This window comes from Streptomyces sp. 3211.6 (genome assembly GCF_003634815.1).
GTDB classification, from domain to species: Bacteria; Actinomycetota; Actinomycetes; order Streptomycetales; family Streptomycetaceae; genus Streptomyces; species Streptomyces katrae_A.
Genome location: NZ_RBXC01000001.1, coordinates 6,046,101 through 6,067,359, shown reverse-complemented (window position 1 = coordinate 6,067,359; position 21,259 = coordinate 6,046,101). Strand labels below are relative to the sequence as shown.

The 21,259-nt window shown below is 70.5% G+C and carries 15 protein-coding genes; 6 read left to right on the top strand and 9 right to left on the bottom strand.

Translation table 11 applies throughout. The annotated features are described in order from the left end of the window. Window positions 1-21 precede the first annotated feature (21 nt). A complete protein-coding gene (locus BX286_RS27950; RefSeq protein ID WP_185117159.1) occupies window positions 22-1,773 on the bottom strand; it encodes a polysialyltransferase family glycosyltransferase in 1,752 nt (583 codons plus the stop codon). After that, window positions 1,770-2,747: a glycosyltransferase family 2 protein gene (locus BX286_RS27945; protein WP_079430276.1), complete on the bottom strand. Its 978-nt coding sequence runs from the start codon at window positions 2,745-2,747 to the stop codon at window positions 1,770-1,772. The genes BX286_RS27950 and BX286_RS27945 overlap by 4 nt, the downstream gene beginning before the upstream one ends. Before the next feature lie 246 nt (window positions 2,748-2,993). Here BX286_RS27945 and BX286_RS27940 point away from each other — a divergent pair, with 246 nt between their 5' ends. From BX286_RS27940 to BX286_RS27925, 4 genes are all read left to right on the top strand, one after another. Beyond that, complete coding sequence (locus tag BX286_RS27940) at window positions 2,994-4,271, top strand: DUF6716 putative glycosyltransferase (RefSeq protein ID WP_261993525.1); 1,278 nt, start codon at window positions 2,994-2,996, stop codon at window positions 4,269-4,271. A 61-nt stretch (window positions 4,272-4,332) separates the two neighbouring features. Further along, on the top strand, window positions 4,333-5,085 hold the full coding sequence (locus tag BX286_RS27935; protein WP_121016617.1) for a cytidylyltransferase domain-containing protein: 753 nt from the start codon (window positions 4,333-4,335) through the stop codon (window positions 5,083-5,085). Window positions 5,086-5,088: 3 nt separating this feature from the next. Next, window positions 5,089-6,009, top strand: coding sequence for an N-acetylneuraminate synthase family protein (locus BX286_RS27930; protein WP_398898818.1), 921 nt, complete (start codon window positions 5,089-5,091; stop codon window positions 6,007-6,009). Then, entirely contained in the window at window positions 6,006-7,070 is a 1,065-nt protein-coding gene (locus BX286_RS27925) for a hypothetical protein (protein ID WP_107438322.1), read from the top strand. The genes BX286_RS27930 and BX286_RS27925 overlap by 4 nt, the downstream gene beginning before the upstream one ends. Here the strand turns inward: BX286_RS27925 and BX286_RS27920 are convergent. Further along, window positions 7,044-8,165 (bottom strand): hypothetical protein, encoded by a 1,122-nt coding sequence (locus BX286_RS27920; protein WP_121016616.1) that lies wholly within the window; start codon window positions 8,163-8,165, stop codon window positions 7,044-7,046. The two genes, BX286_RS27925 and BX286_RS27920, sit on opposite strands and share 27 nt — an antisense overlap. 148 nt (window positions 8,166-8,313) lie before the next feature. Here BX286_RS27920 and BX286_RS27915 point away from each other — a divergent pair, with 148 nt between their 5' ends. Further along, entirely contained in the window at window positions 8,314-9,465 is a 1,152-nt protein-coding gene (locus BX286_RS27915; protein ID WP_121016614.1) for an LCP family protein, read from the top strand. Window positions 9,466-9,487: 22 nt separating this feature from the next. On the opposite strand, the gene BX286_RS27910 is transcribed toward BX286_RS27915, so the two are convergent. From BX286_RS27910 to BX286_RS27885, 6 genes are all read right to left on the bottom strand, one after another. After that, on the bottom strand, window positions 9,488-10,987 hold the full coding sequence (locus BX286_RS27910; RefSeq protein ID WP_079430271.1) for an amino acid permease: 1,500 nt from the start codon (window positions 10,985-10,987) through the stop codon (window positions 9,488-9,490). 104 nt (window positions 10,988-11,091) lie between these two features. Then, window positions 11,092-13,008, bottom strand: a complete 1,917-nt coding sequence (dxs, locus tag BX286_RS27905; protein ID WP_079430270.1) for a 1-deoxy-D-xylulose-5-phosphate synthase — start codon at window positions 13,006-13,008, stop codon at window positions 11,092-11,094. Between the two features lie 253 nt (window positions 13,009-13,261). After that, window positions 13,262-14,521, bottom strand: a complete 1,260-nt coding sequence (locus tag BX286_RS27900) for a sugar ABC transporter permease (RefSeq protein WP_100864077.1) — start codon at window positions 14,519-14,521, stop codon at window positions 13,262-13,264. A 29-nt stretch (window positions 14,522-14,550) separates the two neighbouring features. Further along, window positions 14,551-15,339, bottom strand: a complete 789-nt coding sequence (locus BX286_RS27895) for an ATP-binding cassette domain-containing protein (protein WP_079430269.1) — start codon at window positions 15,337-15,339, stop codon at window positions 14,551-14,553. 201 nt (window positions 15,340-15,540) lie between these two features. Beyond that, window positions 15,541-16,656 (bottom strand): sugar ABC transporter substrate-binding protein, encoded by a 1,116-nt coding sequence (locus BX286_RS27890; RefSeq protein WP_187344206.1) that lies wholly within the window; start codon window positions 16,654-16,656, stop codon window positions 15,541-15,543. 118 nt (window positions 16,657-16,774) lie between these two features. Then, window positions 16,775-17,989, bottom strand: coding sequence for an ROK family transcriptional regulator (locus tag BX286_RS27885; protein ID WP_079430267.1), 1,215 nt, complete (start codon window positions 17,987-17,989; stop codon window positions 16,775-16,777). Window positions 17,990-18,510: 521 nt separating this feature from the next. Here BX286_RS27885 and mgtA point away from each other — a divergent pair. Further along, the gene (mgtA, locus tag BX286_RS27880; RefSeq protein ID WP_187344205.1) at window positions 18,511-21,258 is read left to right on the top strand and encodes a magnesium-translocating P-type ATPase; all 2,748 of its coding nucleotides are present in this window, start codon (window positions 18,511-18,513) and stop codon (window positions 21,256-21,258) included. Window position 21,259: the final 1 nt, after the last annotated feature.

Below are 21,259 nucleotides of genomic sequence, written 5' to 3'. Positions count from 1 at the left end.
CCCTCCCCTTTGGTCCCGGGTTCACCTGCGGCCGAGCCGGCCGCTCTTGACCAGGCGCTGGGCGGCCGGCGAGGCCGGGTTGATGGTCAGGGCCCGCCGGGCGGCGTCGCGGCGCAGGTCGTCGCCGTGCTTGCCGAGCTTCGCCGCTGTCTCGGCGATCCGCAGCCAGACCAGGGCGCGGCCGCTGTCCGCGGAGATCTGGGCGGCCCGCTCGATGCGACGCCTGGCCTGGTCGGTCTCCTTGCGGCGGATGTGGGCCTGGGCCATCCCGATGAGCAGGTCCAGGTTCTCGTGCTCGGCGAGCAGCCGGGCACCGACCTCCAGGATGCCCTGGTCGTCCTTGGCCTCGACCAGCGAGGCGAACCCGCTGAGCGTGATGTCGGTGACGGGCAGCTCGTCCGGCTCGGTGCGCTCCCCGGCGCCGCGCAGGGTCCAGCCCAGGCCGCGCCGCCACTTCCAGGTGCGCGGACCGGGCAGTTCGAGGCGGGTACGGGTGCGCTCGTTGAAGTGCATGGACAGCTCGGGGCGCGTCTCCCACTGGTCTACGGCCGCCGCGACGTACTCCTCGGCCACCGGGCGCAGGAAGGCGTACCGCTTGGGCTGCATGCAGTAGCCGACGGCCTGGACGTAGGGGGTGACCTCGGTGCGGATGTGCTCGGCGTCCAGGATCCGGTCGGCGGGGGCGGCGGCCGGTGCCTCGGGGCCGGCTTCCAGGTCGGGGACCAGGGCGTGGGTGAGGGTGGCCGGGATGCGGTTGCTGTTGGCGTAGGGCCGCATGCGCCGGATGACCTCCAGGGCGCCGATCTGGGCGACGGGGATCCCGTACAGCGCGCGGGCGGTGAACAGGCCGGTGGAGAAGCAGCCGATCACCTGGCGGGGGCGCAGGTAGGCGAAGACCGTCTCGGCGAGGACGGGGACGTCCAGGACGAGGAAGGGGACGCCGGCCTCGCGGGCGGCCGCGGCGAGGGTGTCGGAGAGGCTGGAGGGGGCGCTGGGGTGCGGTTTGAAGACGACCGCGGTGTGGCCCAGGCGTACGGCGTGCTCGAACATGCGCCGGTGCAGGTCCTCCTCTTCCTCCTCGGTGAGGATGCCGAGGGGGGAGAGGTACTGGCCCAGCAGGAGGGCGGTCTGCGGGCCGAGCCCGGCCAGCCCGGGCGGGATCACCCGGTCGAGGAGGGGGCGGCACTCCTCGGTGAGCTCCGCCATCAGGTCGAGGACGGCACCGGTCCGTACGGGCTGTGAGGGGATCCCGTACTCGGTGAGGAGCATGGGCAGCAGGGTGGGGACCAGGTCGAGGTAGAGGACCTGTTCGATCCGGCCGTGGATGGGGCGGGGCAGGTCGTTGCGGGTGGGCCCGTAGCTCATGACGCCGTCGGCGTACACGGCGAGGGTGGCGTCGGAGAAGATCTTGCAGAGGGTCTGGGCCGGTTTGACCTGGATGGACTCGACGACGAGTTCCAGGGGGCCGGGCCGGATGCCCATCTTCTCCCCCATCACGGTGCGCCAGAGGGGGGCGTCCTCGTCGCGGGGGCCCCACAGCGACGGGTGGAAGGGGTAGATGAGGTCGTTCCAGTAGACGACGCGGTGGAAGCGCGCGAGGACGGCGGCGGCGCCGGGCATCCGGTGGAGCGGGGTGGCGACCTCGGGGATGTCGACGTTGTTGCAGACGAGCAGGATGCGCTCGCGGTCGTCCTGGCCGAGCTGGCCGGCGTCGATGGCGGCGGCCACCGTCATGGCGCCGTAGAGGGTGGAGGCGGCGAATATCCGGGTCATCGGGCGGCGGCACCCTGGTACTGGGACATCAGTGCTCTGAGCTTGTTCACGCGTGCGGAGTCCATTCCTGCCAGGGTCCCCTCCAGGATGTCCTGGGGAAGGTCGAAGAGGGTGCGCGCGCTGCGTTCCCACAGCAGGCCGCGGGTGACTTCCTCGTAGTCCTGGGCGCGGTCCATGTGAATGACGACGAGCGCGCACAGAGTTCGCATGGCCTTGAACGAGAGTTCATATCCGCGCGGATGGCGGGCGAGCTCGTCGAAAACGAGCCGGAAGGCGGGAAGGAAGTCGAGCTGGCGTTCGTCCGGGATCCTGGTGAGCGAAGTGGACACGTCGCGGCGGTAGAAGACGCCGTGGAGGTCGACCACTCCGAAGGAGCGCATCCGCAGGTGCAGCTGGTAGAACCAGTGGCGGTCCTCGGCGGTCCGCAGGCTCTCCTCGAAGAACAGCGCACCGGCCTCGCGCAGGCGTTCGCGGTCGTAGATGCCGGCCCAGACCGAGGGGTAGTCGATGAAGGTGGAGGCGTCCACCGGCCCCATGTAGTCCAGCGGGTTCAGGGGAAGGGCCCGCGGGGCCAGCGGAGGCATGACGATCTTGCGCTTTTTCCCGTAGACGCGGACATGGCCGGTGCGCAGGAAATCCACGCCCGACTGGCTCATCCAGCCGACCAGTTGCGCGAGATATCCGGGGGCGTACCAGTCGTCCCCGTCGAGGAAGGTGAAAAAGCGTCCGCGGGCCGCGGCGAGGCCGATGTTCCGGGTCGCCGATATTCCCATGTTCCGCTCGTTGCGGATGAGTACGGCTCCGGGAATACCGGGTACCATCTCACGCAGGATCTCTGATGTCCCGTCAACGGACGCGTCGTCCACGACGATGAACTCGAAGTCCTCCCGGGCATTCAGCGCCAAGGACTTCAGCGTGGTCCGGCAGAAGTCGCGGACGTCACACATCGCGACGATTACCGAAAGCGTCACCATCGTCGGCACTCACCTTCTCCCCATTCACCGACACCGATCCATCATGTCAGAGCCCGCGGGAGAGCCCGAACGGTGCCCGGTGTGTGACGTACAACTCCCCCGGCGGTCGAGGCCCATTCGTGACACATAAGACTCAGGTGAGGATGTAAGGTCTAACGGGCCGCGCGGCCATCCCGCCCGAGCCCGCGTCCAGCTGCGGGCCTGCCGACAGCAGTTGGGCTTCGCCGACCGACCGGGAATCCACCAGTGCGCATCCACGTGCTCGCAGACTCCGACACCCGCTGGAAATGGGGTGCGGGGCTGGCGGTGGGCCTGGCGCCGGGCAGCGAGGTCCACGCCCACATGCTGCGCGGCCGGAGCACGCCGACGGCGCGTCAGCTGGCGGAGGTCGGCATCACCCCCTCCTCCATCACCGAAGCCACGCTCGCCGAGTTCGCGGCGGCCCCCGCGCTCGACACGGCGGACGTGATCATCCTGGGCACCGTCGGCGGCGCCACCCACGCGGCCCTGCACGCGCTGGCCCGCCGCTTCGCCGGGGCCCCGCGGCGGCCGGTCCTGATGACTGGCTACGTCGGCGTCGTCTACGAGAAGATGGCCGACGGCCTCCTGCTGCGGGCCGGCGCCGATATCGTCCTCGCCAACAGTCCTTTCGACCGGCGCCGCTTCACCGAGGTGTACGCACCCCTCGGAATTCCCGCGTCCAGCATCGTCCAGACGGCGCTCCCCTTTCTCGACGAGCGCCCTTACGACCCGGCCCGGACTTTCGCCGAACACCCTTATACGGTGTGCTTCGCCGTCCAGCCCTCGGTACCCGCCGACCGGAACGGCCGCCTGTACATGCTGCGCCGTGCGATTTCCCACGCCCGGCTGCGTCCGGGGCGCGACGTGCTGGTGAAACTCCGCAGCAAACCGGGTGAGGCGACCACGCACGTGGAGGCGTTCCACTACCAGGTCCTCGCGGAACAGCTGGACGAGCCGCTGCCGCCCAATCTGCATTTCGTGTACGGCAACATGTCGCAGACCCTCGACCGCACCGATCTCCTGGTGACCGTCAGTTCCACGGCCGCCCTCGAATCGATGCACCGGGGAATGCCGACCGCCATCCTGAGCGATCTCGGAGTCCGGGAGATCCACGGGAACCACTACTTCACCGGCTCCGGCTGCGTCACCGACTGGACCGCGATAGACGAGGGCGCGGCCCCGATCGCGCACGAATCGTGGATGATCGACCAGGGAATCCGTGCCACCGATCCTTTCGGGGAACTCCGCGACCGGATCCTCGAATTGCGGGGCAGCCGGCTCCCCCCGATCACCCCGTACTACACGGCCGAGAGCGCACCCCAATACGTCGGTACCCTGCTGCGCCGCCGGGGCCTGAATCCCGACGGCTCCCCCGGCCCGGGCGCCGCCGCGGCCCGCTCCCGGGGCCCGATGAAGCGCACCTCGCGGCGCGTGCTCAAGGTCGCCTACCAGTTCGGGGTCCAGCGCGTGGCCCCCAAGATCCAGCAGTGGGGCGGCGTGTGAACGCCCCTTCCCCTTCCCCGTCCCCCTCCCCGTCCCCGTTCCCTCCCAGGAGAAGAGCCCTGTGAACGTCACCGCCGTCATACCCGCCCGGGGCGGCTCCAAGGGCATCCCCGGCAAGAACGTGGCCGAGGTCGGCGGGGTGCCGCTGGTGGCCCGCGCGGTGCGGGCCTGCCTGGGCGCCGCCCACGTGACCCGGGTCGCCGTGTCCACCGACGACGCGGCGATCGCCCTCGCCGCCCGCGCCGCCGGCGCCGAGGTGGTGGAGCGGCCGGCCGAGCTGGGCTCGGACCGGGCGTCCAGCGAATCGGCGCTGCTGCACGCGCTGGACCGGCTGGAGGAACGTCACTCCGAAGCCGTGGACGTGCTGGTCTTCGTCCAGTGCACCAGCCCCTTCATCACCTCCGAGGAGGTGGACGAGGCCGTCCTGGCGATCGTCCGCGACGGCGCCGACTCCGCCTTCACCGCCGTGCCCTTCCACGGCTTCCTGTGGACCGCCGACCCCGGCCACGGGCCCGGCCACCAGGCGCGGGGCGTCAACCACGACAGCGCGGTCCGGCTGCGCCGCCAGGACCGTACGCCCGAATACCTGGAGTCGGGCGCCGTCTACGCGATGCGCGCCGAGGGCTTCCGCCGCAGCGGCCACCGCTTCTTCGGCCGCACCCAGCTGGTCCCCACGGCCCCCGAGCGGGCCATCGAGCTCGACGAACCCGGCGACCTCGACCGGGCCCGGGCCCTGGCCCCGCTCCTGGACCCCCCGCAGACTTCGGCGACGCCGTCGCCGCAACCCCAGCAGTACCCCGGAAAGGAACTCTGAACAGTGGTGCACAGCAACCGGATCCGCCGGATCGGAAAGCGGGAGGTCGGCGCCGGCCGGCCCACCTATGTGATCGGCGAGATCGGGATCAACCACAACGGTGAGCTGGCCAACGCCCTCGCGCTCGTCGACGCCGCCGCCGACGCGGGCTGTGACGCGGTGAAGTTCCAGAAGCGCACCCCCGAGATATGCACCCCGCGCGACCAGTGGGACATCGAGCGGGACACGCCCTGGGGCCGGATGACGTACATCGACTACCGCCACCGCGTCGAGTTCGGCGAGGACGAGTACCGGGCCATCGACGAGCACTGCGCCGAGCGCGGCATCGACTGGTTCGCCTCCCCCTGGGACACCGAGGCCGTCACCTTCCTGGAGAAGTTCGACGTGCCCGCGCACAAGGTGGCCTCCGCCTCGCTGACCGACGACGAGCTGCTGCTGGCCCTGCGCGCCACGGGCAAGACGGTCATCCTCTCCACCGGCATGTCGACCCCGCAGCAGATCCGGCACGCCGTGGAGGTGCTCGGCAGCGAGAACATCATCCTGCTGCACGCCACCTCCACCTACCCGGCCAGGGCCGAGGAGCTGAACCTGCGGGTGATCAACAGCCTGGAGGCGGCCTACCCGAACGTGCCGATCGGCTACTCGGGGCACGAGACGGGCCTGCAGACCACCGTGGCGGCCGTCGCCATGGGCGCCTGCGCCGTCGAGCGGCACATCACCCTCGACCGCGCGATGTGGGGCTCCGACCAGGCCGCCTCCGTCGAGCCCGGCGGCCTCGCCCGCCTCGTGCGCGACATCCGGACCATCGAGACCGCCCTCGGCGACGGCGTCAAGAAGGTCTACGACTCCGAGCTCGCCCCCATGAAGAAGCTCCGCCGCGTCCAGGGCACCCTCCCCGCCGAGGGCCTGACGGCCTCGGCATGAGCGAAACCCTCGCCCTGGTGGAGAGCCCGGCTCAACTACTGAATGTCCTGGAGTGGGCCCATGCCCACCCGGGCGAGGCAGCCTCCCTCACCATCGCCGTGCTCCAGCCGGTGGACCCGCGCTCGCGCGCGCAGGTCCGCCGGCTGTGCCGGTACGCCTCCCAGGCCAAGGTGGTCTGGCGGCGCTACGAGGTCCGCGCGGGATACCTGGGGCGGGCCGGCGAGCTGGTCCGGCTCGGCCGGGCGGTGGCGGCGGCCCGGCGCCTGGTGATCGGGGACCTGTTCTCCCGCACCATCCAGCTGCTGCTGCCGCGCTCCCGGGCCCGCGAGGTGGTCGTCGTCGACGACGGCACCGCCACCACCGAGCTGGTGGCGCTGCTGACGAGCGGGCAGCAGCTGACCCGCTGGCACCAGGGGGACGCCAAGTCCGCCAAGGGCGGCCCGGTGAACCGGTGGCTGGCCCGTCCGGAGCTGGAGCGGGCCGTGTTCTTCACCTGCATGCCGGTGACGGCGCCGCCGGGCGCCGAGCTGCGGCCCAACGAGTACGCCTGGAGCCGGGCCACCTTCGGCCCGGCCCGCCCCCGGCCCGGCGCGGACCTGGCGGGCAGCTCGCTGGTGGAGACCGGGGTCATCGACGAGGACCGCTACATCGAGGCGGTCGGCTGGATCGCCCGCACCCGGGCGGCCGGCCGCTACCTGGCGCACCGCCGGGAGAGCGCGGACAAGCTCCAGCGGATCGCCGGACTGACCGGCATGGAGATCGTCCACCCCGAGCTGCCGCTGGAGCTGACCGCGCTGACCGAGCCCATCGGGCTGTCCCTGCTGACCTTCGCGTCCACCATCGCCTACACCCTGCCGATCGTGCTGCGCGGTGCACCGGTGCGGGTGGAGCTGTGCGAGATCGACGACGCCTGGATCACCCCGGACACGGCGGCCCGCTCGGTGGACTTCCTGCGGCGCATCTCCAGCCTGGCCATCGCCCGCCACGGCCTGGCCAGCATCCCGCCGCAGGGCCGACGGCGCACGGGCGAGCGGTCAGAAGCGCTGCCAGCGGCCCAGTGAGAGGCCGGAACTGTCCTTCTGCCGGTTGACGAGCAGTTCGCCGCCGGCGCTGATCGAGGCGATGACGACCAGGCCGCGGGCGTCGACGGCGAGGGCCGGGGAGTCCGGGCACTCCTCGCCGATCCCGGTCCACCAGAGCCCGGCCGCCTCGTTCTCCGTCGGGTACGCGGCGAGTGCGGTACGGCCGTCCAGGGCGCGGTGGGCCAGCACCGTGCAGTCGTACCCGTCGACCAGCGCGCGGACGGCGGCCACCGCCCCGAGCCCCGGACCGCCGCCCAGGGCCATCACCCCGGCGCCCTCGCGGTGGGCGAACACCCCGCTGCCGTCGGCCGCGTGCCAGAAGCGGGTGAGCCGGCCCGGGGCCGTCTCCAGGGTGGCGAGCGAACCGTCCCGGGCGAGGTAGGGGACCACCTCGCCCATCTTCAGGGGGCCGCCGGGTGCGGACTGCGCCCAGAAGGTGAGCCCCTTCTCGCCGGGGGCGGCGAAGGCGGTGCGGCCGTCGGCGGTGGAGGAGGCGCAGCCCCCCTCGAAGGTCATGCTGCCCTTCAGGTCCTCCCAGCGGCCCCAGGTGCCCTTCTTGTCCTGGCGTTTCATGTGGATGCCCCGCCCGTTGTTGCGGACGAAGACGTGGGCCGCGCCCTGGGTGTCCACCGTGATGGCCGGCGGGCCGCCGCGCAGGGACATCTCGACGTTCTGGTAGAGGGTGCCGAGGGATTCCCAGGGGCCGATCGGGCGGCCGCTCTGGTACTGGACGGCGTGGTGGTACGTGAGGGTCTCGGTGTCGCCGTCCCGGGCGCGGCGCCGGGCCGTGAAGTGGGCGTACCCGTCGGGGCCCTGGCCCACCGACAGGTCGGTCAGGCCGTCGGCGGGGAAGAAGTCGGGGCCGCTCCAGCCGGGGCCGCCCGGGGTCTCTTCGGTCCAGCGCAGGAGGCCGCCGCCGGTGCGGGCGTACGCGGTGAGCCGGCCGTCCTTGCCGGCGAGGACCCAGCGTCCGGTCAGCGGGCCCAGGGCCGCGGGGTTCCCGTTACGAGCCGGAGCCGGTGCCGCGGGGCGCTGGGGGGATTTGTTCGGACTGCGTCTGGATCGCGTCGCCATGGGACCGCAAGCAACCCTTCCCCTTCACGATTCGAACAGAATCAGGATACCCCGGGGGTCCTCCGGCGGGGTCCTGCGTCTATGTTGGAGCCCGCGCGCGCCCCGCCGCGTTCCCCCGCCACCCGTTCGGAAGGACCGGTCCCCGGGCATGACTTCAGACGCCACCGCCACCGCCACGACCACGCCCGAGCCGGAGCCCGGGGCGGGGTCGGAGCCGAAGCCGGGCCGGTCGCGCGCGAGCCGGATCCGCCGGGGCCTGGCCTGGACGGCGGCCGTCCTCGTCCTCGGCTCGGCCGGGGCCGGCTGGTGGGTCTACAGCCACCTCGAGGGAAACATCGACAGCGTGGACCTGGACCGGGCGATCGGTACGGACAACCGCCCGCCGAAGGTGGTGGAGAAGGCCCAGAACATCCTGGTGCTGGGCTCCGACTCCCGCGCCGGGGCCAACGGCGAGCTCGACCACGGCAACGTCAGCGGGGCCCGCTCCGACACGGCGATGCTGGTCCACATACCCGAGGGCCGGTCCCGGGCCACCGCGGTCAGCATCCCCCGCGACACCCTGATCACCCGGCCCGAATGCAAGGACCAGGACGGCAAGACCGTCCCCGGGGCGAACCGGGTCATGTTCAACTCCGTCTACTCGGTGGCCGGTCCGGCCTGTGTGGTCAAGACGGTCGAGCAGCTGTCGGGGATCCGCGTGGACCACTTCGTGGAGGTGGACTTCGCCGGGTTCAAGGGGCTGGTGGACGCCCTCGGCGGGGTCACCGTCACCCTCGACCAGCCGATGACGGGCGCGAAGGGCGGCCTGAAGCTCGACGCGGGCACGCACCGGCTGAACGGCACGGACTCCCTGAAGTTCGTCCGCACCCGCTACGGCTACGGCGACGGCAGCGACCTCGGACGCATAGGCCTCCAGCAGCAGTTCATGCTCGCCATGCTCTCCGAGATCAAGAAGCAGGACGCCCTCGGCAACCCGGCCCGGCTCTACAAGCTCGCCGACGCCGGCACCAAGTCCCTGACCACCGACTCCGACCTGGCGTCGCTCAGCGCGCTGGCCGACTTCGCGCAGAGCATGAAGGGCGTGGACCCGTCCACGATGGAGACCATCATGCTGCCGGTGGCCTACGACAAGGTGGACCCGAACCGGGTGGTCATCGCACAGGAACAGGCCTCCCAGCTGTGGGAGGCCCTGCGCACCGACCAGAAGGTGCCCGCCTCGGCGAAGGACTCCCCCGCCAAGGGCGGCGGCAAGAGCGCCAGGTCCAAGTCCCCGGCGCCCGAGCCGTCCCCGTCGGCCTGAGCCGTGTGATCCGTTCAGGTCCCTAGAACTTCGCCTCCTGGCCCAGCTGCGCCAGACGGCTCTTGCGGATCCCGTACAGGAAGTAGACGACGAGACCGACCACCATCCAGATCCCGAAGCGGACCCAGGTCTCGGCCGGCAGGTTGAGCATCAGCCACAGCGAGGCCGCCATCGAGACGATCGGGATCAGCGGCACCCACGGGGTGCGGAACGAACGGTGCAGGTCGGGGCGGGTCTTGCGGAGGATGATCACGCCGAGGGCCACGATGACGAAGGCGAACAGCGTGCCGATGTTGACCAGTTCCGCCAGCTTCTCCAGCGGGGTGAACCCCGCGACGACGGCGATGACCACGCCGAGCAGCACGGTGGCCCGGTAGGGGGTGCGGAACTTCGGGTGGGTCACGGAGAAGACCCGCGGCAGCAGTCCGTCACGGCTCATCGCGAAGAACACCCGGGTCTGGCCCAGCAGCAGGATCATGCACACCGTGACCAGGCCGACGGCTGCCCCGAGGCTGATGGCGCCGGAGAAGAAGGGCTGGTCCACGGCTCTGAAGGCCTCGGCGAGCGGGGCCTCCGGCGACATGTCCTTGTAGTACTGCATGCCGGTGACGACCACGGTGACGGCGACGTAGAGCAGGGTGCAGATGAGCAGCGAGCCCAGGATGCCGCGGGGCATGTCCCGTTGCGGGTTCTTGGTCTCCTCCGCCGCCGTGGCCACCACGTCGAAGCCGATGAAGGCGAAGAAGACGAGGGAGGCGGCGGTGAAGATGCCCATGACGCCGAAGTTGGTGGGCTGGTAGCCGAACATCAGCTGCACCAGGGGTGCGGTCGCCCAGCCGCTGCCGGCTTTCTGCGCTTCGGCCGGCGGGATGAACGGGGAGTAGTTGTCGGCCTTGATGAAGAAGGCGCCGGCGACGATGACCAGGAGCACGACGGTCACCTTGATCGCGACGACGATCGCGGTGATCCGGGCCGACAGCTTCGTGCCGACGACCAGGATCGCGGTCAGCACCAGGACCAGCAGGAACGCCAGGAGGTCGAAGCTGCCGCCGTCGTCGCGCGAGGTCAGCGCGACGGGCATGTCCCAGCCGAGGTTCGTGTGCATGAGGTGGCGCACGTACCCGGACCAGCCGACGGCCACGACGGCGGTGCCGAGGGCGAATTCGAGGACCAGGTCCCAGCCGATGATCCAGGCGGGCAGTTCCCCGATGGAGGCGTACGCGAAGGTGTACGCCGAGCCCGCCACCGGCACGGTGGACGCGAACTCGGCGTAGCACAGGGCCGCGAGGGCACAGACGACGCCCGATACCACGAAGGAGAGGGCTGTGGCGGGGCCGGCGTTGTTGCGGGCTGCGATGCCCGTGAGGACGAAGATGCCGGTACCGATGATGACACCGACACCGAAGACGGTCAGGTCCCAGGCGGAGAGCGATTTGCGGAGCGCGTGCTCCGGCTCCTCCGTGTCACGTATGGACTGTTCCACCGTCTTCGTGCGGAACGGGCTGTTGAGGTCCGAGCTCACCGACGCACCTCCCAAGAAGTACGCGAACGGGCCGGGAGGCCCACCCTTCAAGGGTGATCTCCCGGCCCGTGTGGTGCAACCGCGCGATCCGGCCGCCGTTTCGGCTAGTCGACGGTGGCGGCCGGCTCGCTCTCGAAACGGCCGTCCAGCTTGGCGACCAGGCCGGTGACCTGGCGGGCGATGTCGGGGGCGGTCAGGCCGATCTCGGCCATGATCTCCTTGCGCAGCGCGTGGTCGAGGAAGCGCTGCGGGATGCCGAAGTCGCGCAGCGGTACGTCCACGCCCGCGTCCCGCAGGGCCTGCGAGACGGCTGCGCCGACACCGCCGGTGCGGCCGTTGTCCTCGACGGTGACGACGACCCGGTGGCGGTCGGCGAGCGGGGCCATGGCCTCGTCCACCGGCTTGACCCAGCGGGGGTCGACGACGGTCGAGGAGATGCCCTGCTTGTCGAGCAGGTCGGCGATCTCCAGGCACATCGGGGCGAGCGCGCCGACCGAGACGATCAGTACGTCCGGGTGGGTGACCTCGGGGGCGGGCAGGCGCAGCACGTCCATGCCGCCGACCTTCCCGACGGCCGGGACGGCCGGGCCGACGACGCCCTTGGAGTAGCGCACGACGGTCGGGGCGTCCTTGACGGCGACGGCCTCGCGGAGCTGCGCGCGCAGCTGCTCGGCGTCGCGGGGGGCGGACAGGCGCAGGCCGGGGACGACCTGGAGGATGGACATGTCCCACATGCCGTTGTGGGAGGCGCCGTCGTCGCCGGTGACGCCCGCGCGGTCCAGGACGAAGGTGACCCCGCACTTGTGCAGGGCGACGTCCATGAGGACCTGGTCGAAGGCGCGGTTGAGGAAGGTCGCGTAGACCGCGAACACCGGGTGGACGCCGCCGGTGGCCAGGCCGGCGGCCGAGGTGGCCGCGTGCTGCTCGGCGATGCCGACGTCGTAGACCCGGTCCGGGAAGACTTCGGCGAACTTGTTGAGACCGACCGGGTGGAGCATCGCGGCGGTGATGCCGACGATGTCCGGGCGCTCGTGACCCAGCTTGACCATCTCGTCGGCGAAGACGGAGGTCCAGCTGGCGGCGGCGGTCTTGACCGGCAGGCCGGTGTCCGGGTGGATCACGCCGACCGCGTGGAAGCGGTCCGCCTCATGCTCCAGGGCAGGGGTGTAGCCGCGGCCCTTCTGGGTGAGGCAGTGCACGATGACCGGGCCGCTGAAGCGCTTGGCGCGCTGGAGGGCGGACTCCAGGGCCTCGATGTCGTGGCCGTCGATGGGGCCGATGTACTTCAGGCCGAGGTCCTCGAACATGCCCTGCGGGGCGATGAAGTCCTTGAGGCCCTTCTTGGCGCCGTGCAGGGTCTCGAAGAGCGGCTTGCCGACGACGGGGGTGCGCTCCAGGATCTCCTTGCCGCGGGCCAGGAAGCGCTCGTAGCCGTCCGTGGTGCGCAGGGTGGCGAGGTGGTTCGCGAGGCCGCCGATGGTGGGGCCGTAGGAGCGCTCGTTGTCGTTGACGACGATGACCAGCGGGCGGTCCTTGGCGGCGGCGATGTTGTTCAGCGCCTCCCAGGCCATACCGCCGGTGAGGGCGCCGTCGCCGATGACGGCGGCGACGTGGTGGTCCTCGCGGCCGAGCACCTCGTTGGCCTTGGCGAGGCCGTCGGCCCAGCCGAGGACGGTCGAGGCGTGCGAGTTCTCGATCACGTCGTGGTCGGACTCGGCGCGCGAGGGGTAGCCGGAGAGGCCGCCCTTGGAGCGCAGGCCGGCGAAGTCCTGGCGGCCGGTGAGCAGCTTGTGGACGTAGGCCTGGTGCCCGGTGTCGAAGAGGACCTTGTCCTTCGGCGATTCGAAGACCCGGTGCAGGGCGATCGTCAGTTCGACCACGCCGAGGTTGGGGCCGAGGTGCCCGCCGGTCTTGGAGACGGCATCGACCAGGAAGGACCTGATCTCGGCGGCGAGCTGGGTCAGCTCCTCCTGGCTGAGCCGGTCCAGATCGCGCGGTCCCGTGATGCGGGTCAGCAGCACCCGTGCCTCCTTGCAGTTGCTGGCTGGTCTGTCGAGTCTAATGTTCCGCTCGCGCGCGGAATCATCGGGCGGTACCGGGAGGGGCACGCCCTTTGTCATACCTGTACACCCGGCCGGGCGATCACACCTCCCAAACGGACGTATGACCGCACATCCCTGCGCACATGTGTACGCACAGGTGCCCGGTGCCACACGGAGTGGCACCGGGCACTGTGACGGGTCTTACCGTCCGGGTGACGCCCCGGACGCGCGGTCAGGCGCGTCCGGCGGTCTTCTGGGTCTTGCGGGTGACCGAGTCGATGACCACGGTGGCGAGCAGTACCGCACCGGTGATCATGTACTGGATCGGAGTCGCGATCCCCTCCAGGGCCAGACCGTACTGGATGGAGGTGATGACCATGACGCCGAGGAGGGCGTTCCAGGTGCGGCCGCGGCCGCCGAAGAGGCTGGTGCCGCCGATGACGGCCGCCGCGATCACGTTCATCAGCAGGTCGCCGGCGCCGGCGCTCTGGTTGGCCGCCGCGATCTTGGAGGCCCAGAAGAGGCCTCCGATGGCGGCGAAGGTGCCGGCGATGGCGAAGACGGCGATGCGGATGCCGTTGACGTTGATGCCGGCGCGGCGGGAGGCCTCGACGCTGCCGCCGAGGGCGAAGACGTTGCGGCCGAAGGTGGTGCGGCGCAGGACGAAGTCCGTGCCGACCAGCGCCAGGACGAAGAGGACGACCGCGAGCGGCAGGCCCTTGTACTGGTTGAACACGACGGCGGGGCCGAAGGTGAACACGGCCAGCAGGCCCGTGCGCAGCAGGACCTCGCTCAGCGGCCGCGAGGGGACCCCGGCGGCCTCCCGGCGGCGGTTGTCGGTGTAGGAGGCGAGGAAGTAGGCCACCACGGCGACCGCCGCGAGACCGTATCCGGCGGCCACGTCGGAGAAGTAGTACGTGGTGAGCTTGCCGACCACGCCGTCGGGGTCGAGGTTGATGGTGCCGTTGCTGCCGAGGATCTGGAGCATGGCACCGGACCAGAACAGCAGGCCGGAGAGGGTGACCGCGAAGGCGGGGGCGCCGATCTTGGCGAAGAAGAAGCCGTGGAGTGCGCCGATCAGGGCGCCGCCGGCGACGGCGGCGAGGATGGCGACCCATTCGTTGACGCCGTGGGTGACGGCGAGGACGGCGACGATCGCGCCCGAGACACCGCTGACCGAGCCGACCGACAGGTCGATCTCGCCGAGCAGCAGCACGAAGATGATGCCGACGGCCATCATGCCGGTGGCGACCATCGTGATGGCGATGTTGGAGAGGTTCTCCGGGGAGAGGAAGTTCGAGTTCAGGCCCTGGAAGATGCCCCAGATGATGATCAGGCCGAGGACGACCGGGATCGAGCCCAGGTCGCCGGCCTTCATCTTGCGGCCGAACTCGCTCAGGTAGCCGGACAGGCCCCGCTCGCGCACGAGCAGGCGGGGGTCCACCACGGGTATCGCGTCCGCCGGGGCGGCCGGGTTGGCCAGCTTGGCCACGTCCTCCGCCGCGGTGTGGTGTTCGGTGCTCACTTGCGGGCCTCCCCGGTGCGGGCCGCCCGGCGGGTCACGGCGTTGTCCGTGGCCCCGGTGATGGCGGAGATGATCTCTTCCTGCGAGGTGTCGGCGACGTTGAAGACGCCGTTGTTGCGGCCCAGCCGCAGCACCGCCACCTTGTCGGCCACGGCCTTCACGTCGGCCATGTTGTGGCTGATGAGGATGACGGCGTGGCCGCGCTCGCGCAGCCGCTCGACCAGGTCGAGGACCTGCGCGGTCTGCTCGACGCCGAGGGCGGCGGTGGGCTCGTCGAGGATCACGAGGCGGGGCTCGCCGAGCATCGAGCGGGCGATCGCCACGGTCTGGCGCTGGCCGCCCGAGAGGGAGGCGATGGGGATCCGGACGCTGGGGATCCGGATGGACAGGGTGGTGAGGAGCTCGCGGGCGCGGCGCTCCATCTCCACCTCGTCGAGCACGCCGTAGCGCTTGAGCTCGCGGCCCAGGAAGAGGTTGCCCACGACGTCGATGTTGTCGCACAGCGCGAGGTCCTGGTAGACGGTCGCGATGCCGAGGTTCTGGGCGTCGTGGGGCTTGCCGATGGAGACCGGGCGGCCGTCCCACTCGATGACTCCGTCATCGATGGGGTGCACGCCGGCGATCGTCTTGACCAGCGTGGACTTGCCGGCGCCGTTGTCGCCGACGAGGGCGACCACCTCACCGGAGTGGATCTCGAGTTCTACGTCGGTCAGGGCCTGGACGGCACCGAACCGCTTCGAGACCCCTCGCAACGCCAGCACGGGCGCAGCGGACACATGAACCATCTCCTTCGCCGCCTGACCGGCGGGGATGTCGTGCAAAAGAGCAGGAGCGGGGTGGACGGGGGATACGTCGCCCGAAATGTCGAGCGAAGGATGAAACGTTTCTGCCCGGCGCCCCGCGGGTGGCGGGGGCATGAGGGGCGGGGCGCCGGGCAGGGCAGGGGGGCCGTGTCGCCGCGCAAGGGGGCGAGGGGGCCGCGGGCCTTACTTGAGGCCGAGGGTGGCGCAGGCGGCCGCGTACTTGTCGGTGCAGATCTCGTCGACCGTGTAGACGCCGTCCTTGACGACGGTGTCCTTGATGTTGTTCTTGGTCAGCGAGACGACCGGGATCAGCACGGCGGGGACGCCCTTGGTGGTCGGGCTGTCGACCTTGTTGTTGATGATGTCGTCGGCCTTCTTGCCCTGGGCGAGGGCGACGGCCATCTCGGCGGCGGCCGCGGCCTCGGGGGCGTACGGCTTGTAGACGCTCATGAACTGCTCGCCCGCGACGATGCGCTGGACACCGGCGAGCTCGGCGTCCTGGCCGGTGACCGGGGGCAGGGGGTTGAGACCGGCGGCCTTGAGGGCGGTGATGACGCCGCCCGCCATGCCGTCGTTGGCGGAGTAGACGCCGATCACCTTGTCCTTGCCGAGCGCGGAGAGGGCGCCCGCCATGTTGGTGTTGGCGTTCTCCGGCTTCCACTCCTTGGTGTCGTACTCCTTGCCGATGTTCACCTTGCCGTCGAGGACGGAGTGCGCGCCCTTCTTGAACAGTGCGGCGTTGGGGTCGGTGACGGAGCCGTTCATCATGACGATCTGGCCGTCCTTGGCCTTGTCGCCCAGGGCCTCCAGCAGGGCCTTGCCCTGCACCTTGCCGACCTCTTCGTTGTCGAAGGAGGTGTAGCCGTCGATCGGGCCCTCCGCCAGACGGTCGTAGGCGACGACCGGGATGCCGGCGTCCTTGGCCTTCTTGACCGAGCCCGCGATGGCCTTGGCGTCCACGGCGTCGATGATGAGGACGTTCACCTTGTTGGTGATCATCGTGTCGACCTGGGAGTTCTGCGTGGTCGCGTCCTGCTTGGCGTTCGCGTAGACCACCTGGGCCTTGCCGCCCGTGAGATCGGAGATCTTCTTCTCGATCAGCGGCTTGTCGAACTTCTCGTAGCGCGCGGTCTGGTTCTCCGGCAGGAGCAGACCGACCTTGATCGCGTCACCGGCGGCGGCGGTGCCCGAGGGCTTCTTCTCGCCCCCCGCCTCCTTGGCGCTGCCACAGGCGGCCAGCGAGACGGCCATGGCGCCGGCGGCTACGGCAACGGCGGCTCTACGCATACGCGTGTTCATGAAGTGAACCTCCCTGACGAGGCCGCAACGCTGCGGCCGAGGTGGATGTGAGTCAACCCCGGCCGCGAGTTTGCCGTCAAGGAGTGAATCCTTAACGAGATGACAACGGAGTCATCCGTTATCTAAGTGAAGACAGAGCGGCGGGGGCGCGCACTCCCATTCCATTTTCTGCCAAAAGCGTCGAATCGCCCATCTCACTGAGTACGAGGGCGAGTGCGCCGAGTACCTCCGCCCGGCTGCCCAGGGAGCCGGTCAGCACGGACAGCTGCCGGGCCGCGCTGGGGATCGCGTACCGCCCCACGGATTCCCTGATGGGCGCCAGGACCAGCTCACCCGCGTCCGCCAGCGAGCCGCCGAGCACGATCCGGCTCGGGTTCAGCAGGTTGCACAGGCTGGCCACGCCGCTGCCGACGTGCCGGCCCACGTCGGTGATGACCCGTCGGCAGCCCGGGTCGCCCTCCCGGGCCAGCTCGACCACCTTCTCCATCGTCAGCTCCGGCCCGTGGCTGCCCTGGAGCAGGGGCAGCACGTAGCGGGCGGCGGCGAAGGTCTCCAGGCAGCCGCGGTTGCCGCAGCGGCAGACCGGGCCCGACTCGTCCAGGGTGATGTGCCCGATCTCCCCGGCGGTACCGCCCGGGCCGCGGTAGATCTGGCCGTTGATCACCAGGCCGGCCCCCACACCGCTGGCGACCTTGATGTACGCCAGGTCCCTGACCCCCCGCCCGCTCCCCCACACCAGCTCGCCCAGCGCGCCGAGGTTCGCGTCGTTGTCCACGTAGACGGGGACGCCCAGGCGCCGGGAGAGCTCCTGGCGCGGATTGATCCCCGCCCAGCCCGGCAGGATCGCGGTGGAGCCCAGGGTCCCGGACTCGACGTCGATGGGACCCGGCACGCCGAGCCCGACGCCGATGACCTTGTCACGGGCCACGCCGACCTGCTGGACCAGCCGTCCCACCAGCGCTTCCGCCCGGTCGAAGCCCTCCGCCCAGGAGGCGTCCACGTCCAGCGGCTCGGACTCCTCGGCCAGCACCTGGTGGGCGAGGTTGCCGACGGCCACCCGCAGGTGGGTGTGGCCGAAATCCACGCCGATCACGATGCCAGCGTCCCCGCTGAGCGAGACGCTGCGGGCCCGCCGGCCGCCCGCCGAGGTGTCGGTGACCTCGACCGTCCCGCCCTCCTTGAGCTCACGGACGATGTTGGAGACCGTGGCCGCCGACAGTCCGGTGGTACGGGCGATCTCCGCCTGGGTCAGCGAACCCGCGAGGCGCACCGCCCGCACGACCCGTTCGAGATTCGCGCGATGCAGTGAGGACTGCGATCCGGGAGTCTGCACGACTCATCCACTCCTGCCCATAAGCGACGGCCATCCGTCGCCCCCCGGCCGGTCGTCAAGGCTGCCTGCTCCGAGACCCCGGCGTCTCTCCAACTTGTGAACCTTAAGTCGAGCGTTTGGCCCCTCTGGCGTCAAGGGCCGGACACATGCCGAAACGGACACGGCCGACCAAAAGGATGAACACCGCCCTCCGGGATCGTGTTACGGTCGCTGAGGCGCCGGCCCTCTGCGGCCTCCAGGCCGGACCTGGCGCCGCGTACTGACGGCGCGATGCGAGGAGGTGTTCGGGATGAGTCCCGATCGAAGTCTTCGCCGCGCTCTCGTCGGCTGACCGTTCCGCCTGAGGAACGCTCCTTTTCCCTTCCTTCTTTCCGTATGCCCTGACTCTCCTGTCAGGCATACGTCATCCATGTCCACGGCGCACCCCGTGGCGGCTCCCGCCACCCCGCGCCGCACCATGACCACTCCACGTGACCGCGCGGCTACGCGCTGCCCGGACGCGGTGGAGGGAGGTATTCGTCATGACCATGCTCACCCCCCGTACCCCGACGAAGCTCGCACCGCCGGGCCGGAACCGCCGCGAGCGCGAGGCCGCCGAGCTGGAGTCCGCCACCCGCCTCGCGGGCGAGCGCCTCGCGGACATCAGCGCCCGCCCCGCCGTCCGGGTCCTCCAGGACACCGACACCTCCCGGGGCGGCCTCACGCACGGCGAGGCCGTGCGCCGCCTGGGACTCCACGGACCCAACGTGGTCGCCCGGGAGCGCGCCCCGCACTGGACGGCGCAGCTCGCGAAGGCCTTCTGGAACCCCTTCACCGGCGTGCTGGTCTTCCTGGCCGCCGTCATGTTCTGGCAGGACCCGAAGGACCCCGGCGTCCTGATCCTCTCCGTGATGGTGGCGGTCAGCGGCCTGCTGCGGTTCTGGCAGGAGTACCGCTCGGGGCGGGCCGCCGACGCCCTGAAGAAGCTCGTCACCACCACCTGTGCGGTGCAGCGCCGGGCCGGCAGCGGCTCGGTCCCGACCACGCTCGAGATCCCGATGGAGCAGGTGGTCCCGGGCGACCTGGTGCGGCTGGCCGCCGGCGACCTGATCCCGGCCGACCTGCGGCTGATCACCTCCAAGGACCTGATGGTCAGCCAGGCGGCCCTGTCGGGCGAGTCGTTGCCGGTGGCGAAGGCCGACACTCCCCCTCGCTCCGCTGGGGGGACCCCCAGGACGGAGGACCTCGGCCAGCACACGACGACCGACCCGGTGGAGGCCGACAACCTCTGCCTGATGGGCACCTCCGTCACCTCCGGCACCGCCACGGGCGTGGTCGTCGCCACCGGCTCCGGCACCTACTTCGGCTCGATGGCCGGCAGCCTCGTCGGCGAACGCCCGCAGACCAACTTCGACACCGGCGTACGCAAGGTCAGCTTCCTGCTGATCCGCTTCATGCTGGTGATGGTCCCGGTCGTCTTCATGATCAACGGGCTGACCAAGGGCGACTGGGAAGAGGCCTTCCTCTTCGGTGTCGCCGTCGCGGTGGGCCTGACCCCGGAGATGCTGCCGATGGTCGTCTCCGCCAACCTGGCGCGCGGCGCGGTGGCCATGGCCAAGCGCAAGGTCGTCGTCAAGCGGCTCAACGCCATCCAGAACCTGGGCGCCATGGACGTCCTCTGCACGGACAAGACCGGCACCCTCACCGAGGACCGGATCGTCCTGGACCGCTACCTGGACGTGCACGGCGCCGAGGACGCCGAGGTCCTGGAGTACGGCTACCTCAACGCGCACTTCCAGACCGGCCTGCGCAACCTGCTGGACCAGGCGGTCATCGACCGGGTGAACGAGGCCGAGGAGGTTGTCGTCGACGCACGGTTCACGATGGTCGACGAGATCCCCTTCGACTTCGCCCGCCGGCGGATGTCCGTGGTCCTCAACCGCAACTCGATGTCGGACGGCCCCGGCCGCTCCGAACACGTGATGATCACCAAGGGTGCGGTCGAGGAGGTCCTGGAGCTCTGCACCCACATGACGGACGGGGGCGAGCGGGTCGCCCTCACCGAGGAGCTGCGCCACCGCGTCACCGCCATCGCCGCGGACAACAACCGGGCCGGCCTGCGCGTCCTGGCCGTGGCCACCCGCCGGATCGCATCCCCGCGCGACACCTACACCGTCGCGGACGAGGACCAGCTGACCCTGGTCGGCTTCCTCGCCTTCCTCGACCCGCCGAAGGCCTCCGCCGCCCGGGCCCTGCAGGGCCTGGCCGACAAGGGCATCGCGGTCAAGGTGGTCACCGGCGACAACGAGCTGGTCGCGGCCCGGGTCTGCGCCGACGTCGGCATCGAGGTGGGCCGGGTGGTGCCCGGCTCCGAGGTGGACGCCCTCGACGACACCGAGCTGCGCGCGCTGGCCGCCCGTACGACGGTCTTCGCCAAGGTCAACCCGGTCCAGAAGGCCCGGATCGTGCGGTCCCTGCAGGCGGACGGCCACACGGTCGGCTTCCTCGGGGACGGCATCAACGACGCGGCCGCGCTGCGGGACGCCGACGTCGGCATCTCCGTCGACACGGCCGTGGACATCGCCAAGGAGTCGGCGGACATCATCCTGTTGGAGAAGGACCTGACCGTCCTGGAGCAGGGCGTGGTCCAGGGCCGCACCACCTTCGGCAACACCGTCAAGTACATCAAGATGACGGCCTCGTCGAACTTCGGCAACGTCTTCTCGGTCCTGGTGGCGAGCGCCTTCATCCCCTTCCAGCCGATGCTCGCGATCATGCTGCTGGTGCAGAACCTGGTCTACGACATCGCCCAGCTGGCCACGCCCTGGGACCGGATGGACGAGGAGTACCTGCGCAAGCCGCGGAACTGGGACGCCAAGGGCATCTTCCGCTTCATGGTGACGATCGGCCCCATCAGCTCGGTCTTCGACATCGCCATGTTCGTGGTCATGTGGAACGTGTTCGCCGCCAACACCGTGGCCGAGGCCTCGCTCTTCCAGACCGGCTGGTTCGTCGAGGGCCTGCTCTCGCAGACCCTCGTCGTCCACATGATCCGGACCCGCAAGATCCCCTTCCTCCAGTCCCGCGCCTCCTGGCCGGTGATGGTGACGACCGTCCTGGCGGTGCTGACCGGGCTCTGGCTGCCCTTCTCGCCGCTGGCCCCCGCGCTGGGCTTCACCGCCCTGCCGGCCGGCTACTTCCCCTGGCTGATCGGCGTGCTCCTCGCGTACTGCACGCTGACCCAGCTGGTGAAGACCTGGTACGTCCGCCGCTTCGGCACCTGGCTGTAGG

Excerpts from the sequence above, each read along its gene's own strand:
- BX286_RS27950 (WP_185117159.1), bottom strand. The coding sequence starts at position 1,773 with ATGACCCGGATATTCGCCGCCTCCACCCTCTACGGCGCCATGACGGTG.
- BX286_RS27945 (WP_079430276.1), bottom strand. The coding sequence starts at position 2,747 with ATGGTGACGCTTTCGGTAATCGTCGCGATGTGTGACGTCCGCGACTTC.
- BX286_RS27925 (WP_107438322.1), top strand. The coding sequence starts at position 6,006 with ATGAGCGAAACCCTCGCCCTGGTGGAGAGCCCGGCTCAACTACTGAAT.
- BX286_RS27920 (WP_121016616.1), bottom strand. The coding sequence starts at position 8,165 with ATGGCGACGCGATCCAGACGCAGTCCGAACAAATCCCCCCAGCGCCCC.
- BX286_RS27915 (WP_121016614.1), top strand. The coding sequence starts at position 8,314 with ATGACTTCAGACGCCACCGCCACCGCCACGACCACGCCCGAGCCGGAG.
- BX286_RS27895 (WP_079430269.1), bottom strand. The coding sequence starts at position 15,339 with ATGGTTCATGTGTCCGCTGCGCCCGTGCTGGCGTTGCGAGGGGTCTCG.
- BX286_RS27890 (WP_187344206.1), bottom strand. The coding sequence starts at position 16,656 with ATGAACACGCGTATGCGTAGAGCCGCCGTTGCCGTAGCCGCCGGCGCC.
- mgtA (WP_187344205.1), top strand. The coding sequence starts at position 18,511 with ATGACCATGCTCACCCCCCGTACCCCGACGAAGCTCGCACCGCCGGGC.